Here is a 14,489-nt window from a genome sequence, read left to right as displayed (position 1 = left end):
CCGGTCTTTGCCAAGGGGGGTATGCAGATTGCCGCTCAAATTCGCTTCCGTTTCCGCCAACCTTGCAGATATCGCTGACGCAACGCCATTCTGCCTCATCCGATGGCGCGAAAGCCTACCGGATCAAGAACCAGAGCCGAAAACTTCGGCGCCGATCAAACGAATGACCATGCCCGCTGGAGCATGGTCATTCCATATGTTCAATAGTGTCGCTGTGCCTTACTTGACCACGGCCGCCTTCTGCGGATCCGCCGGGAAGGCCGGATCGGTCTTGTTGCCGCGCAACAGGTCAAGAGCGTAGTTCAGCTGAACGTCATCCTTGGCTTCCGGCGGGACATAGGCAATGGAGCCCGAGCCTTCCTCGTTCTCGTTCTGACCCTTGATGTGGCCCGGCAGGGCAGATTCACCCTCGGCACGCACCTTGCCCTTGAACTCCTCGGGCAGCGGCTGCTCGACCTGGATGTCAGGCTGGATACCGGTGCCTTGGATCGACTTGCCCGAGGGCGTGTAATAGAGCGCCGTCGTGAGGCGCAGCGCACCCTTGTCGCCCATCGGGATGATGGTCTGGACGGAGCCCTTGCCGAAGGAGCGGGTTCCGAGAACCGTCGCGCGCTTCAGGTCCTGAAGAGCGCCGGCAACGATTTCCGACGCGGAGGCGGAGCCGCCATTGACCAGCACGATGACAGGCTTGCCATCCGTGAGGTCACCGGCCGAGGCGTTGAAGCGGCGCGTGTCGTCGGCATTGCGGCTGCGGGTCGAAACCACTTCGCCGCGTTCCAGGAAGGCGTCGGAAACGTAGATGGCCTGGTCGAGCAAGCCGCCGGGGTTCAGGCGCAGGTCAAGAACATAGCCCTTCAGCTTGTCGGCCGGCACGTCCTTCTTGATCTTCTCGATCGCCTTTTCCAGGTCGTCATAGGTCTTTTCGGTGAATGAGATCACGCGGAGATAGCCGACGTCGCCTTCCACGCGGGACTTCACGGCGCGGATCGCAATGATTTCACGAACGACGGTGATGTCGATCGGCTGGTCGGCGCCCTTGCGCAGGATGGTCAGCTTGATCGGCGTGTTGACCGCGCCGCGCATCTTGTCGACGGCTTCTTCGAGCTTGAGGCCACGAACGGCTTCACCGTTGATCTCCGAGATCAGGTCGCCGGCGAGAATGCCGGCGCGCGAGCCGGGCGTGTCGTCGATCGGGGTGATGACCTTAACGAGCTCGTCTTCCATGGTGACTTCGATGCCGATGCCGCCGAACTCGCCCCGCGTCTGGGTCTGCATGTCGGAGGCGTCCTTGGCATTCATGTAGCTCGAATGCGGGTCCAGCGAGCTCAGCATGCCATTGATGGCATTTTCGACCAGCTTTTCTTCATCCGGCGGCGTCACATATTGCGCGCGCACCCGCTCGAACACATCGCCGAAGATCGACAGCTCCTTGTAGGTCGAGGCGCCGGCGGCCACGGCAGGCACTCCCGCCGAATAGATGACGCTCATCGCGGTCGCGCCCATCAGTGCGCCGACGAGAACAAATGAAGCCCTACGTATCATTGCTAGCCTTTCCCGAGTCTCTTTCAACCCACCATGGCGCGGAATCAATCGGCGCACCATCTTTCCTGAATTCAATGTAAAGCGTTGGACGTTCGGTTTCCAGCGCCAATGCGGTGGCACTTGCCACTCTTTTCTCACCCATTGTCGCCAAGGGTTCGCCAGACAGAACGAACTTGCCTTGTCGCGTATCGACCTTGTCCATGCCTGACAGAACGACGTGATAACCATCGCCCATGTTCAGAATGATCATCTGCCCGTAGCTGCGGAACTGGCCGGCAAAAACCACCAGTCCGTCCGCAGGTGCCGTCACCAATGCGCCGGGGGAGGCGGCAAGAACCACACCTTTCGCCTGATGTCCCGTCCCATCAGGATCGCCGAATACGCGCAAGACATCACCAGCGGCTGGAAGCTCCAGCTTGCCTTTCAGCTCGGAAAACAAGCTTGCTGGCGCAATGCGGTTTTTATCGGGCAGGGTATTTTCCGCCTGATCACGGATTCGTTGACGCTGCTCCTCGGTCAACTGGCGCTGCCGCTCTTCCTCTGCGCGGGCCTGTTCCATGGCTTCGCGCACCGAGGTGATCTCCTTTTCCAGCGAACCGATCAGGCCTTCCAGGCTGGAGGCCTTGCCCGCCAGTTCCTCCGAGCGGGCGCGCTCCTCCTGCAACTGCCCGGCATTCTGGCGCACGAGCTTGTCGTTTTCGACCAGCAGCATATCCATGCGCCGCTCTTCTTCCTGCCGGCTTTGCATGGTTACCAGAAGCGAATCACGCTCCTTCTGGCCCGCCTGGCGCAGGCTGGCGAGTTCGGCCAGATCCTTTGCCAACTTTTCGGTTTCGCCCCTAATCCCCGGCACGACCGCACCCAGCAGGATGGCCGAGCGAACCGAGCCCAGCGCATCCTCCGGGCTGACCAGCAGGGCGGGCGGCGGATTGCGCCCCATGCGCTGCAGGGCGGCCAGGACTTCCGCCAGGATCGCCCGCCGCTCCCGGAAGGACTGGCGGATCGCGTCCTCGCGCACACCGAAGCCGGCGAGCGTCTTCTCGCTTTCGGAAATGCTGCGCTCCAGCTCCTTGCGCCGGGAGGCGGATTCGATCAGGGCCTGGCGCAGGCTGGCCGAAGTCTTTTCGATTGACGCGATCGTCTCGGAGAGCTCGCGAGCCTTTTCCTCCGAGACCTTGATGGAGGCAGAGAGCGTCTGCAATTCGCGGCCGATCTGGTTGCGCTTGTCCTGCAGGGCTGCGGCAGGATCGGCGACGACAGGCTCGGGCGGGATCGTTGGCGGAACGGAAGCAGTGGGAGGGTCTGCCGGCGGCTGATCCTGGGCCAGGGCCTGCCGCGAATCATCCCAGCCGCTGGCGAGGGCAAGCGCAGTCGCGCAAACGGCCACGAAGGCAATGGCGAGGCGTGGTCGGCCGGCTATGGCTGTCGTCCGCGGTCTGGCCATTGAGCGTGGGTGATTCCTGTGATCGATCGGCGCAAATTAAGCTGATTTGCTCGGCACCGCAAATCAACCTTCTTCCACCTGCCCGGTGTCGCCTCAAACCCGATGATAGGGATGGCCCGACAGGATGGTCACGGCACGATAGAGTTGTTCGGCGATCAAGATGCGGACCAGCTGATGGGGCCATGTCATGCGGCCCAGATTGATCGCCTGCTGCGCCTTTTGCCGAAAGTCCGCGTCGATGCCATCGGCCCCGCCGATGACGAAGACGAGGTCGCGCTGGCCCATGTCCCGCGCGTCGCCCAGCAGGGAAGCGAAGGCGGGGCTGTCGAGCGCCTTGCCGCGCTCATCCAGCGCAACCACCAGCGCGTTATCCGGCAGGGATTTCTCTATCTGGGCTGCTTCTTCGCGCTTGCGGGTTTCCGGATTGCTGGCGCGGCTTTCCGCAAGCTCGATGGTGCGCACGAATTCCAGGCCGGAGGCTGGTCCGGTCTTGGCGAAGCGGTCGAGATAGCGCGCGGCAAGTTCCTTCTCGGGGCCGGCCTTCAGCCGACCCACTGCAATGATCGTCACGCGCATCGCTGCACCTCAATCCTTCAGGCCCAGTCCTTCACTGCCCGGCCGTATTGGCCGGTCGTGGAAGTCCTATCGCCATATCCGAACCGGATATCAAGCGCCACTTCCCCGTGGCAATGCTCACGGAGCCCTGTGGCTTTGACGGTTCCTGACCTTGGCTATTTGCGCCCAGGCTCAGTGCAGCCGGTTTTCTTCCATGTCCGGCGCCGCCCACATCTTTTCGATGTTGTAGAAGGCTCGGACCTCCGGACGGAAAACATGGACGATGATGTCACCGGTATCGATGAGCACCCAGTCGCCGGTTTCCAGTCCCTCGACGCGCGGGGCGCCGAAACCCTCGTCTTTCAGATCGCTGACCAGGTGTTCGCTGATCGCGGTCACATGACGGTTCGAACGGCCAGAGACGACAACCATGTGGTCGCCCAGCGCCGATTTACCCATGATGTTGATGGAGACGATATCTTCAGCTTTGGAGTCCTCAAGGCTCGCGAGGACCAGTTCAAGCGCGCGGGCTGCGGCATCGACGCCACGTTCCGGGCTTTTGGGAAGGACGGTGGCCGTCTTGCCCTTGGTGTGTACTGTTGGCAGAGTGCTTCCTTTCCTTGCAGTAACAGAACAACACATGCGCGACTCGTGCCCATGGGCACACGTCACCCCTAAAAGGTGGCATCAAATGGTTAATCTTTCAAGGGCGGGCGGCGCGCAGCGCGGTGGAACTCAAGGTCGATCGCGGGCCATGGATGAAGGTCCATGCCGGGGCCTTCTTCTTCCAGAGCACGCCGGCATCATCCTCATCGATCCGCGCATAGTCAAAGGTGCGCGCCATCTTCGATGACAGGTAGGACAGCGTGGAGCCGGGACGGTCGATCACCGCGATCGGAAAGGTCGTCACGATCCTCTGCCATTGCTGCCAGTGGTGAAAGCTCTTCAGGTTGTCGGCACCCATGATCCAGATGAATCGGGCATGGGGATTGCGCGCCTTCACATGATCCAGCGTCCGTGCGGTATAGGAGGTACCAAGCGCCTGCTCGAAGGCGGTGACCTTGATTCGCGGGTCGTCCGCCATCGCCTCGCTCATCGCCAGCCGGTCGGCCAGCGGTGCCAATTCTTTATGACTCTTCAGGGGATTGCCGGGCGTCACCATCCACCAGAGCTGCTTCAGGCCAAGCCGGCGCAATGCGATTTCCGCCACCAGCTTGTGGCCCTCGTGCGGCGGATTGAAGGAGCCGCCGAACAGGCCGACGACCATGCCGCGTTCCGTATGCGGCATGACGCGGTAACGATAGGCGACTTCCTGTCCGCTCACGTCAGGGCCTGATCTGGCCGGTGCCGTGAACGCGGTACTTAAACGAGGTCAATTGCTCCACGCCCACGGGGCCGCGCGCATGCATCTTGCCCGTAGCGATGCCGATCTCGCCACCCATGCCAAATTCGCCGCCATCGGCGAATTGCGTCGAGGCATTGTGCAGGAGGATTGCTGAATCGATCTCGTTGAAGAAGCGCTCGACCACCTCGGGATCCTCGGCAATGACAGCCTCGGTGTGGTTGGACGAATAGCGGGCTATGTGGTCGATGGCGCCGGAGATGCCATCGACCACGGCGACCGAAATGATCGCATCGAGATATTCTGTGCGCCAATCCTCTTCCGTCGCGGGCTTGAGGCCGGGAATGACCTTCAGCACGATCGGCGAGGCCCGCACTTCGCAGCCGGCTGCCAGCAGCGCCTCGATAAGGGGTTGAAGATGGCTGTTCATGGCGGCGCTGTCGATCAACAGCGTCTCGGCGGCGCCGCAGATGCCGGTGCGCCGCATCTTGGCATTGACCACGATACGCTTTGCCATGTCGAGATCGGCCGAGGCATCCACATAGATATGGCAGAGGCCTTCGAGATGGGCGAAGACCGGTACGCGCGCCTCCGACTGGACGCGGGCGACGAGGCTTTTTCCGCCGCGGGGCACGATCACGTCGATGGCGCCGTCAAGGCCCGTCAGCATGGCGCCGACGGCGGCGCGATCCGTCACAGGGACCAATTGAATGGCCGCTTCCGGCAATCCGGCCTCGACCAACCCTTTGACCAGGCAGGCATGGATTGCCCGCGAGGACAGCGCCGAATCCGACCCGCCGCGCAGGATCACGGCATTGCCGGCCTTCAGGCACAGCGCGCCGGCATCGGCCGTCACATTGGGCCGGCTCTCATAGATGACGCCGATGACGCCGAGCGGCGTGCGCACGCGCTCGATATGCAATCCATTGGGCCGGTCCCAGGCGGCGATGACCTCGCCCACCGGATCCTTCAGCTCGGCTACCTCGCGAAGACCCTGCGCCATGGCGGCGATGCGATCCTTGCTCAGTGTCAGCCGGTCGATGAAGGAGGCTTGCAGGCCGCTGTCGCGGACCTTCTCCAGATCCTTGGCATTGGCGGCCAGGATGTCCGCCTCGGAGGCGAGAATGGCAGAGGCCATGGCTTCAAGCGCACGGTTCTTCTGCTCCGTCGATGCGGTCGCCAGTGGTCGCGCCGCTGCCTTGGCATTGCGTCCGATCTGAAGCATCAGCTCTTCAATGCTGGCTGCTTCCTGGGCGACACGTTCAAGCATGGGTAGCGTCCTTCTGCTGGCGTAGCTCACTGTCTGTCTTGCGGGTAATTTCGGTCAGGACCAGGTCGTCCCGGTGAACCATGGCGGCGCGTCCGGCATAGCCCAGGATCGCCTCGATCTCGCCCGACTTGCGGCCGGCAATGCGGCCGGCCTCATCGGCATCGTAGCCGGCGAGACCGCGCGCGATCTCCCGACCTTCTGTGCCGATGACGGCCACGGTGTCGCCGCGTGAGAAGTGGCCAATCACCTGGCGCACGCCCGCCGGAAGCAGGCTCTTGCCGCTGCGCAAGGCCGTCTGCGCGCCGGCATCGACATGCAATTCGCCCGCGGGCTGCAATTGGCCGGCAATCCAGGTCTTGCGCGCCGTCACCGGTGTGCCTGAGGGGGCGAACCAGGAGTGGTGCGCGCCTTCGCGTATGGCCTTGAGAGGATGAAGCGGCTTGCCAGAGGCAATGATCATGGCGCAGCCGGCGCCGGTTGCGATCTTGCCGGCGTCGATCTTGGTGCGCATGCCGCCGCGCGACAGCTCAGACGCGGCACCGCCCGCCATGGCTTCGATCTCTGGTGTGATTTCCTCGATCCGCGCCAGAAAGCGTGCGTCGGGGTCGAGATGCGGCGGCGCGGTGTACAAACCATCGATATCCGACAGCAGGACGAGCAGTTCGGCGCCGGCCATGGTGGCGACGCGCGCGGCCAGCCGGTCATTGTCGCCATAGCGGATTTCGGTCGTGGCGACCGTGTCATTCTCGTTGATGATCGGGATGGCACCGAGCTTCAACAACTGCTGGAGAGTGGCGCGGGCATTGAGATAGCGGCGGCGTTCTTCCGTATCGCCGAGCGTCAGCAGGATCTGCCCGGCGACGATGTCGTGCTGCGACAGGCTCTGCGACCAGTCACGTGCCAGCGCGATCTGGCCGACCGCTGCGGCCGCCTGGCTTTCTTCCAGCTTCAAGGCGCCGGAGGGCAGGCCGAGCACGGTGCGGCCGAGCGCGATCGCGCCCGAAGAGACGACGAGCACTTCGACACCCCTGGCTTTCAGCTCCGCAATATCGGCGCAGATCGCGTCAAGCCAGGCCTTTTTCAGCCCCGTTTGGCGATCCACCAGGAGAGCGGAGCCGATCTTGACGACGATGCGCTTGCAATCATCGAGTGATTTCAGGCCCCGTGTCATTCTTCACCGTCCTCATCGGCATTGTCGTCTTCCGCATTGTCGTCTTCCACGGGGCGCTCGTGATGGCGCGCCTTGCGGGTCCGCTCCGGCAGCTCGTCGGCCGATCCGCCGCCATCCGCGACGATGATGTCGCGCAGCGCCCTGAGCACATCGGTCATGCCGGATCCGGTGATCGCTGAGATCAGCATCGGTGTCTTGCCCGAGGCACGCTTGAGCTGCTGGGCCTTCTTCTTGAGATCCGCCTCATCCAGCACATCGATCTGCGACAGGGCGACGATCTCCGGCTTGTCTTCCAACCCGCCGCCATAGGCGATGAGTTCGTTGCGCACCGTCTTGTAGGCCTTGCCGGCATGTTCCTCGACCGCAGAGACCAGATGCAGCAGGACGCGGGTGCGCTCGACATGGCCGAGGAAGCGGTCGCCAATGCCGATGCCCTCATGGGCACCCTCGATCAGGCCGGGAATGTCGGCAAGGATGAATTCTCGACCGTCAACCGTGGCAACGCCGAGATTGGGGTGCAAGGTGGTGAAAGGATAGTTAGCGATTTTGGGTCGCGCGCGGGTCACAGAGGCCAGGAAGGTGGACTTGCCGGCATTGGGCAGGCCGACCAGGCCGGCATCGGCGATCAGCTTCAGCCTGAGCCAGATGGTCTTTTCCTCGCCTGCGAGCCCTGGATTGGCCCAGTCCGGCGCCTGGTTTGTCGAGGATTTGAAATAGGCATTGCCAAAGCCGCCATTGCCGCCGGCGGCCAGCCTGAAACGCTGCCCCTCGACCGTCATGTCGACGATCAGCGTTTCATTGTCTTCCTCGAAGATCTGGGTGCCGACCGGCACCTTCAGCGTCACGTCAGTGCCATTGGCACCCGTGCGGTTGCGGCCCATGCCGTGGGTGCCGGTCTTTGCCTTGAAATGCTGCTGATAGCGGAAGTCGATCAGCGTGTTGAGGCCATTGACGGCTTCCACCCAGACATCGCCGCCCCGGCCGCCATCGCCGCCATCGGGCCCGCCGAATTCGATGAATTTCTCGCGGCGGAAGGATACCGCGCCGGCACCACCGTCGCCGGAGCGGATATAGACTTTTGCCTCGTCGAGAAATTTCATCGTTCTACCATCGGTCAGGGCCGGACTGTGCTGTCATGAGAGGGCATCGATATCCCTGCTTCAGCCCGGCGTCAAAGAATAATCACGGGTTTTTCCGCCTGGCCGGGTGACAAGCGCCGCCCGGCCAAGCGCGGGATCAGGGCCGGCGAAATTCGGCCCTGGTCAGTTTCGTCTCGATATGCGGTGCCATGGCATTGCGTGACAGGCTATAGACCTGGTTGCTGTGAGTGACACGGAAACCGAGCTTTTCCTGGATCCGGAGCGAGGCTCCATTATCGGCAAATGCGCCGGAATAGAGGGTCGCTTCCGGCAGGGCATCGAAGAAGCGATCGATGGCCGCGGCCGCCGCCTCCGTCATCAAACCCTTGCCCCAATGGGGACGGCCGAGCCAATAGCCGATGTGCCACCGACCGTGGCGAAGCTCCAGCCCCACCATGCCGATATGGTCATTGCCATCTGATGTGATGGCGAGGTTCCATGGTTTCGGCCCTGCCGGCTCCGACGTGAGCCAGTCCACCGCATCCTGGCGATGATAGGGTTGCGGCACGCGCGATAGCATGCGCGTGACCGCGAAGTCGCCAAGGGAATGCGCGATCGCATCCGCATCCTCAAGCCGATGGGGCCTCAGCACGAGACGTGCCGTGCGGATGACCGGGCAGGGGCCAAGCTGCTGGGCCGGACGTCGCAGGAGATCGACCGTCATCGCATGTCCCCCCAGCTCTTCAGGGACATCCAGGTCTTGCGGTCGAGCCGGTACCATTCGACCGGCATCATGCCGCCCATGGCGATGTTGCCGACCATACCGGAGCCCTGGAACTGGAAGCCGCATTTCTGGATCACCCGCCGCGAGGGGATGTTGGTGACCCGGCACCGGGCATCGATATGGGCGATCTGCCGCGTGCGGAAGGCCATGTCGATCAGGGCATGGGCGGCTTCCGTGGCATAGCCCTGGTTCCAGAAGGGCTGACCCAGCCAATAGCCCAGTTCCAGCGTATCGCCGCCGGGATGGGGCTCAAGCGCGCAGCAACCGAGAAAGGCGCCGTTGTCACCTTTGGTGATGGCATAGACGCATTTGCCAATCTCGCCAATTGCGGAACGTCGCACGAAATCGGCGGCGTCCTTGGCGGTGTAGGGATGCGGCATGCGCGACACCATGGTCGCAATGGCGGCATTATTGGCGAGATGGGCAAGGGCGTCGATGTCGTCTTCATGAGGCGCGCGCAGGACGAGCCTTTGTGACAATAAGACGGGGCAATCGCTCCTTAACCGATCCGGCCTCAACCGGCTTTCGGGAGACCGTTGTTGGTCTGCCCTTAATAGTTCGCTTTGCATGGTTCAGCTCCTCTGTTGGAAAAAAGGCAAAGAAAAAAGGGAGTTGGGTGGCGCCCCATCTCCCCTTTTGTCTTGTCTGAACCTGATACGGCCAGCCGGGTCGATGTGACGCCGGCTGTTTTAAAGCGCTACCGGCTTATTCCGCTGCTTCTGCCGCTTTCGGCATTACGGACACGTATACTCGGCCATTGGCCTTGGTACGGTACGCAACATTGCCGGCGGACAGAGCAAAAAGGGTATGGTCCTTGCCAAGGCCGACATTGGCGCCTGGATGCCACTGGGTGCCGCGCTGACGCACGATGATGTTGCCCGCAACGACGACTTCGCCGCCGAACTTCTTCACGCCAAGACGCTTGGAGTTGGAATCGCGACCGTTACGCGAGGAACCGCCAGCTTTTTTATGTGCCATGGGATTTCTCCTTTAAACCTTGTTTCTCGTTAACCGTTCAAGCTGCCACGATGTCCGTGATACGGACGACCGTGTGGTGCTGGCGATGGCCGCGCGACCGCTTGGAGTTCTGGCGACGACGCTTCTTGAAGGCGATGACCTTCTTGCCGCGATTGTGCTCGACGACTTCAGCCTTGACCGACGCGCCAGCCACGAAGGGGGCGCCGAACTTGGCATCGGCGCCGACGCCGACAACGAGAACTTCGGTGAATTCGATGGATGCGCCTGCGTCTGCTTCCAGCTTTTCGATGGTCAGAACGTCGTTGGCGCTTACGCGGTACTGCTTACCGCCGGTCTTGATGACTGCGAACATTTTTTATCCTTTCATGTTCGTTCCGGCTCTTATCCCTTGGGACGGCCGTCTTTTTGCCAGTCGGATGGAGCGGATAAAGAAGGTTCCAAAGAGCCCGAGATATCCGCCGGTGAAGCCCTGCCATGCGAGGCAGAGAAATCAAGACACAGTTAGCCCATGCCTAATTCACCGCCCGCATACGTGAGGCGCAAAAAACTGTCAAGATAAAAGCTTAGGCTGTTTTGATATTCGCCCTTGTCAGCCCGATCTTTCATCGCTATGAGACAGCCCGCGCAACACATGCGCCGACCAATGTGACCGGAGAGGTGGCTGAGTGGTCGAAAGCACCGCACTCGAAATGCGGCATACGGGCAACCGTATCGTGGGTTCGAATCCCACCCTCTCCGCCAGGTTGTGTTCACTCTCCGCCAGTTACCTGCAAGACCTTGGATTTCCTCGCAAAACCTCTGCTCGCCAGCGGCCCTTGAGGAGTGAAAATCATGCAGGTATCGCGCCCGGTACACCTTCCGGTACACGTCGGGGTATCGCCCGAGCCGTCGAATCAGACACCGTCTGCAAAGCCCAAGGGCCGGGGGCCTGGTCCCTACCTCGCCAAATCAGGGTCCGTTTACATCTTCCAGATTAAGATGCCGAAGACGAGCGGCGGCACGCGTGCCATCCCGCCCTTGCGGCTCAGTCTCGGCGCCTGTTCCCACAGGCGCGCAAGACTCCTGGCCGACCTTCTGGCGGCGAAGGCCAGATTGATGTTCGATGAGATGAGGCACGGCAGAGGCATGCAGGACGACGACGACAGCGAGATGCGGGCAGTGGAAGCCGTCATCGAGATGAAGGGCGAGCTGAAGGCCTATCTCCGGATGATCGACCGCTCGGACGCACCGATTCCCGTCGAGGAGATGCAAAAGGCTGCTGGCATCCGTGACCTCGTCAGCCTCAACCGGGAACTGGAGCGGCAGGCCCGTGGCGAGTCCTTCAACGAACTTGTGGTGGGCCATGCGGAGATGCTGAAACAGTCCGCTATCGCGAAACTTTCAGCCTCCTCCGCGCTCTCGGATCCCGCCCCGCCGCTGACCCCGGGCGCACCACAGTCGGCAGCCCATGTATCGGTCATGTCACAGGCCGACATGGTTGATCGTCAAACAGCCACTGACGTACCCTGGCACGAGCGTGACATGCCGCGCGATGCCGACGGCAAACTGATTCCAGCCTTCGAACTGGACCGGCGCACCGTCAGGCGGCCAAAATCAATTCAGCCAAAACTCAGCGACGTGATCCCGACCTACATCGCCGCGCGACGTATTGCTGGCGGAGCCAACATCGCACGCGATCTTTCGACGGCAGAGAGCCGCCTCGCTCTTTTCATCGAGTTGATCGGCGATCATCCTGTCGACACCTATCTTCCGGCTGACCTTCAGGCCTTCGTCAATTATATGCAGTACTGGCCTGCAGATAATAACAAGCGTGATCCGGATCACACGACCTGGCAGGTCATCGAGAACAACAAGGATCTTCACCTGAGGCCCCTGGCCGAAAAGACGCTTCAAGAAGGCTATCTGGCTGTTATCAAGGCAGCGATCCGTTCCTCGATCACCGCAGGTGGCTTCCGCGATCCGTTCGCCGGGGTAGAAATCAAGATCCCGAAGACGGCCGCCAGCCCGCGCAAGGCAACCCCTATCGGCACATCAAAGATGAATACCCTGTTCCGAACGGGTGTTGAGTCCGGGCTGATGGAGGACATCATGCTGCCTCTCCTCGGGCATCTCACCTCTCGACGTCTGGGGTTGCTGATCCATCTGCGCGGAAACGATATCCGCGAACAGTTCCCGGAGGTATGGGTGGGGCAAGTGACCCGTCTTTCGCAGATCAACGGCGTCTGGACCACCGTCCCTGTCAAGACGCAGGATAGCGAACGCTACTTCGTTTTGCACGACTTCCTGTATGAAATTGGCTTCATCGAATGGGCAACCCGCCAGGGATCGAACTTTCTATTTCCCAACATCATGAAACTCGCGGACCCCAGCAAGAGCGGCTCATCCTACATGCAGCGCCTGTTCACGAAGGCGGGCATCAAGCCGAAGAAGGGTGAAAAAAGCACTGGTCGACGCGAGGTGTTCCACTCGCTTCGAAGCGGCAATATTCAGGACATGCGTGAATCGGGCGTCGATGCCCGCGAGCGGCGGGTGCAGGCTGGACACAGCGCGGGAAGCGACGAGCATGATCTCTACGGTTTCGAAGTCGCCACGGAAAAGGAAGCGCGCAAGCTGAAAACCCTGCCGCTCGATCCGGAGATCGACTACTCGATCTTCAGGGGACTGGACTTCGACGCGATTGCCAAGCGCAAACGTGTTGCGGGTCCGCCAAAGCGGAAATGATTTCCGCCTCAATGAAGGGTAACGCGGTTATCTTGTCAGGCCCCACGGAGCAGGGGTCCCGTGAAGGCCTTTTCCGGCTAGTCTTCTGGCAAACTGCGATTCTCGTGGGAGGAAGCAATGAGCCGCAGCATTATTCTTGTCGATCCGCTACCGAGGACACTCGAACTGATCATGGAACCCGCCGTCAAGGCTCGACTTGAGGCTCTGGGGGACGTCATCGTGTCAGAACATCGTCCGATGTCCGCTGACGAGGTGGAGCGGTATCTTCCCAATACGGTGCTGATATTCGGCCAGACAGATATGCCAAAGGAGCGGCTCGACAAAGCTCCCGGGCTGAAGGCCATCATCAATGTCGAGTCGAACTTTCTGCCGAACATCGACTACCAGGCCTGCGTTGAGCGCGGGATATGGGTGATTACGCCTGCCTCGGCATTTGCGTCCCCGGTGGCGGAAGCGTCACTGGCAATGGCGCTTGACCTCGCGCGTGGCATTACCGCAGCGGATCGGGACTTTCGTCAGGGCACCGAGCGCTACGGCCTTGAGGGCAACGCGAACACCTTTCGCTTTGCCGGAGCACCCGTGGGGATCATCGGCTTCGGAGATCTTGGCCGTGAACTTCGCGAACTCATCCGCCCGTTTAAGAATAAGGTCCGCGTATTAGATCCATGGCTTCCCAATGAGATCGTCGAACGACTGGACTGTCAGCCATCGACGCTTGAAGAGGTCCTGCGCGAAAGCCAGGTCGTCTTTGTCTTTGCAAGCGTCACTCTTCAGAACCAAGGGTTCATCGGCAAGAACGAATTCGCCATGATGAGGCCGGGGGCCGCCTTCCTGCTGATGAGCCGGGCCGCTCTCGTTGACTTCTCGGCGATGATAGAGGCAGCCGAATCGGGCCACATCAAAGTCGCAACGGACGTTTTCCCGGAAGAACCTGTCGCTGCAGACGATCCTGTTCGCAAAGTCTCCGGCATTCTTCTTTCTGCCCATAGGACGGGCGGCACACGCGACGCGTTCTATGCCTTGGGATCCATGGCCGTTGCCGATGCAGAACTGATCATGAAGGGATTACCGCCGCGCCTTTGCCGGCGTGCCGATCCGGCGACGGCCAGCATGCTGCGGTCGAAGCCGGTGACTGTGTCTTGAAGGCTTAGGTGCCGACCTCGTCATGAGCAGGAAACGTGCGCGCTTCGCTGCCCTACCTCGTTGTCGCACTCTGGAAAATCGATTCAGAATCAAACGGCGTTTTAAGAAGTAATGGGGGGAACAGGTATCCACTGAGCAAACGCCGTTTGGCGCGAGGAGCGTGGGAAGACGATAGTGGAGGAAAGAGCCGGGCCCGATAGAGTGACGGCTCACGTCTCCCGTTCGTTTCGGTCCGGAAAGAGCAGATGGAGCTTCCTGCGGAAGGGAAGGCCACCGGACCGGTACTTGGCGACGAGGTCATCGAAGACGGCATCGCTTTCGCGCTCATCGAAGCCCTGCTCGGTGAGCATGGAGACGATCACGCGCTGGAACGTCTCAAGCTCGGCCTCCTGGCCCTTGTCCACGGCCCTGCGGATCAACCAGAACAACGCCACCCTTGCCACGTCGTCCCGGTCAGGAC

15 protein-coding genes and 1 tRNA gene are annotated in these 14,489 nt (G+C 61.4%); 3 read left to right on the top strand and 13 right to left on the bottom strand.

All coding sequences use genetic code 11. The annotated features are described in order from the left end of the window. Positions 1-219 precede the first annotated feature (219 nt). The 12 genes from B9A97_RS13110 to rplU form a co-directional block, all read right to left on the bottom strand. Positions 220-1,542: a S41 family peptidase gene (locus B9A97_RS13110; protein ID WP_084365799.1), complete on the bottom strand. Its 1,323-nt coding sequence runs from the start codon at positions 1,540-1,542 to the stop codon at positions 220-222. After that, on the bottom strand, positions 1,532-2,986 hold the full coding sequence (locus B9A97_RS13105; RefSeq protein ID WP_084365798.1) for a murein hydrolase activator EnvC family protein: 1,455 nt from the start codon (positions 2,984-2,986) through the stop codon (positions 1,532-1,534). The genes B9A97_RS13110 and B9A97_RS13105 overlap by 11 nt, the downstream gene beginning before the upstream one ends. A gap of 93 nt (positions 2,987-3,079) precedes the next feature. Next, on the bottom strand, positions 3,080-3,562 hold the full coding sequence (gene rlmH, locus B9A97_RS13100; RefSeq protein ID WP_084365797.1) for a 23S rRNA (pseudouridine(1915)-N(3))-methyltransferase RlmH: 483 nt from the start codon (positions 3,560-3,562) through the stop codon (positions 3,080-3,082). Positions 3,563-3,733: 171 nt separating this feature from the next. Beyond that, positions 3,734-4,183 (bottom strand): ribosome silencing factor, encoded by a 450-nt coding sequence (gene rsfS, locus B9A97_RS13095; protein WP_084365796.1) that lies wholly within the window; start codon positions 4,181-4,183, stop codon positions 3,734-3,736. Between the two features lie 61 nt (positions 4,184-4,244). Continuing rightward, the gene (locus B9A97_RS13090; RefSeq protein WP_084365795.1) at positions 4,245-4,829 is read right to left on the bottom strand and encodes a nicotinate-nucleotide adenylyltransferase; all 585 of its coding nucleotides are present in this window, start codon (positions 4,827-4,829) and stop codon (positions 4,245-4,247) included. A gap of 37 nt (positions 4,830-4,866) precedes the next feature. After that, positions 4,867-6,153 (bottom strand): glutamate-5-semialdehyde dehydrogenase, encoded by a 1,287-nt coding sequence (locus tag B9A97_RS13085; protein ID WP_084365794.1) that lies wholly within the window; start codon positions 6,151-6,153, stop codon positions 4,867-4,869. Continuing rightward, positions 6,146-7,324, bottom strand: coding sequence for a glutamate 5-kinase (proB, locus tag B9A97_RS13080; RefSeq protein WP_084365793.1), 1,179 nt, complete (start codon positions 7,322-7,324; stop codon positions 6,146-6,148). The genes B9A97_RS13085 and proB overlap by 8 nt, the downstream gene beginning before the upstream one ends. Continuing rightward, positions 7,321-8,424, bottom strand: a complete 1,104-nt coding sequence (gene obgE / locus B9A97_RS13075) for a GTPase ObgE (RefSeq protein ID WP_084365792.1) — start codon at positions 8,422-8,424, stop codon at positions 7,321-7,323. Before obgE ends, proB begins: the two co-directional genes overlap by 4 nt. A gap of 136 nt (positions 8,425-8,560) precedes the next feature. Next, positions 8,561-9,127: a GNAT family N-acetyltransferase gene (locus B9A97_RS13070; RefSeq protein ID WP_244564213.1), complete on the bottom strand. Its 567-nt coding sequence runs from the start codon at positions 9,125-9,127 to the stop codon at positions 8,561-8,563. Further along, positions 9,124-9,756, bottom strand: a complete 633-nt coding sequence (locus B9A97_RS13065) for a GNAT family N-acetyltransferase (protein ID WP_084365790.1) — start codon at positions 9,754-9,756, stop codon at positions 9,124-9,126. Before B9A97_RS13065 ends, B9A97_RS13070 begins: the two co-directional genes overlap by 4 nt. Positions 9,757-9,892: 136 nt before the next feature. Beyond that, the gene (rpmA, locus tag B9A97_RS13060; protein WP_084365789.1) at positions 9,893-10,165 is read right to left on the bottom strand and encodes a 50S ribosomal protein L27; all 273 of its coding nucleotides are present in this window, start codon (positions 10,163-10,165) and stop codon (positions 9,893-9,895) included. Positions 10,166-10,202: 37 nt separating this feature from the next. Beyond that, complete coding sequence (gene rplU, locus B9A97_RS13055) at positions 10,203-10,517, bottom strand: 50S ribosomal protein L21 (RefSeq protein WP_084365788.1); 315 nt, start codon at positions 10,515-10,517, stop codon at positions 10,203-10,205. Between the two features lie 299 nt (positions 10,518-10,816). Between rplU and B9A97_RS13050 the strand changes: the two genes are divergently transcribed. The 3 genes from B9A97_RS13050 (at position 10,817) to B9A97_RS13040 (ending at position 14,029) form a co-directional block, all read left to right on the top strand. Beyond that, positions 10,817-10,906 (top strand) — tRNA-Ser (locus B9A97_RS13050). A gap of 90 nt (positions 10,907-10,996) precedes the next feature. Further along, a complete protein-coding gene (locus tag B9A97_RS13045; protein ID WP_143530442.1) occupies positions 10,997-12,886 on the top strand; it encodes a site-specific integrase in 1,890 nt (629 codons plus the stop codon). A gap of 117 nt (positions 12,887-13,003) precedes the next feature. Further along, positions 13,004-14,029, top strand: a complete 1,026-nt coding sequence (locus B9A97_RS13040; RefSeq protein ID WP_084365786.1) for a hydroxyacid dehydrogenase — start codon at positions 13,004-13,006, stop codon at positions 14,027-14,029. Positions 14,030-14,238: 209 nt separating this feature from the next. Here the strand turns inward: B9A97_RS13040 and B9A97_RS13035 are convergent. Then, positions 14,239-14,489 (bottom strand): hypothetical protein (locus B9A97_RS13035; protein WP_084365785.1); only part of this gene is annotated, 251 nt, incomplete at its 5' end.

Origin of the sequence: Rhizobium sp. RU36D, from assembly GCF_900176345.1 — a bacterium.
In the GTDB taxonomy this organism is placed as follows: domain Bacteria; phylum Pseudomonadota; class Alphaproteobacteria; order Rhizobiales; family Rhizobiaceae; genus Allorhizobium.
The sequence above is the reverse complement of the archived record's forward strand: the minus strand, read 5'-3'. Positions and strand labels throughout refer to the sequence as shown.

Bases quoted from the DNA above. Each gene is read 5' to 3' on its own strand.
- rplU (WP_084365788.1), bottom strand. From the start codon at position 10,517: ATGTTCGCAGTCATCAAGACCGGCGGTAAGCAGTACCGCGTAAGCGCC.
- proB (WP_084365793.1), bottom strand. From the start codon at position 7,324: ATGACACGGGGCCTGAAATCACTCGATGATTGCAAGCGCATCGTCGTC.
- obgE (WP_084365792.1), bottom strand. From the start codon at position 8,424: ATGAAATTTCTCGACGAGGCAAAAGTCTATATCCGCTCCGGCGACGGT.
- B9A97_RS13045 (WP_143530442.1), top strand. From the start codon at position 10,997: ATGCAGGTATCGCGCCCGGTACACCTTCCGGTACACGTCGGGGTATCG.
- B9A97_RS13065 (WP_084365790.1), bottom strand. From the start codon at position 9,756: ATGCAAAGCGAACTATTAAGGGCAGACCAACAACGGTCTCCCGAAAGC.
- rsfS (WP_084365796.1), bottom strand. From the start codon at position 4,183: ATGTGTTGTTCTGTTACTGCAAGGAAAGGAAGCACTCTGCCAACAGTA.
- B9A97_RS13085 (WP_084365794.1), bottom strand. From the start codon at position 6,153: ATGCTTGAACGTGTCGCCCAGGAAGCAGCCAGCATTGAAGAGCTGATG.
- B9A97_RS13070 (WP_244564213.1), bottom strand. From the start codon at position 9,127: ATGACGGTCGATCTCCTGCGACGTCCGGCCCAGCAGCTTGGCCCCTGC.
- rpmA (WP_084365789.1), bottom strand. From the start codon at position 10,165: ATGGCACATAAAAAAGCTGGCGGTTCCTCGCGTAACGGTCGCGATTCC.
- B9A97_RS13040 (WP_084365786.1), top strand. From the start codon at position 13,004: ATGAGCCGCAGCATTATTCTTGTCGATCCGCTACCGAGGACACTCGAA.
- rlmH (WP_084365797.1), bottom strand. From the start codon at position 3,562: ATGCGCGTGACGATCATTGCAGTGGGTCGGCTGAAGGCCGGCCCCGAG.
- B9A97_RS13105 (WP_084365798.1), bottom strand. From the start codon at position 2,986: ATGGCCAGACCGCGGACGACAGCCATAGCCGGCCGACCACGCCTCGCC.
- B9A97_RS13090 (WP_084365795.1), bottom strand. From the start codon at position 4,829: ATGCCGCATACGGAACGCGGCATGGTCGTCGGCCTGTTCGGCGGCTCC.
- B9A97_RS13110 (WP_084365799.1), bottom strand. From the start codon at position 1,542: ATGATACGTAGGGCTTCATTTGTTCTCGTCGGCGCACTGATGGGCGCG.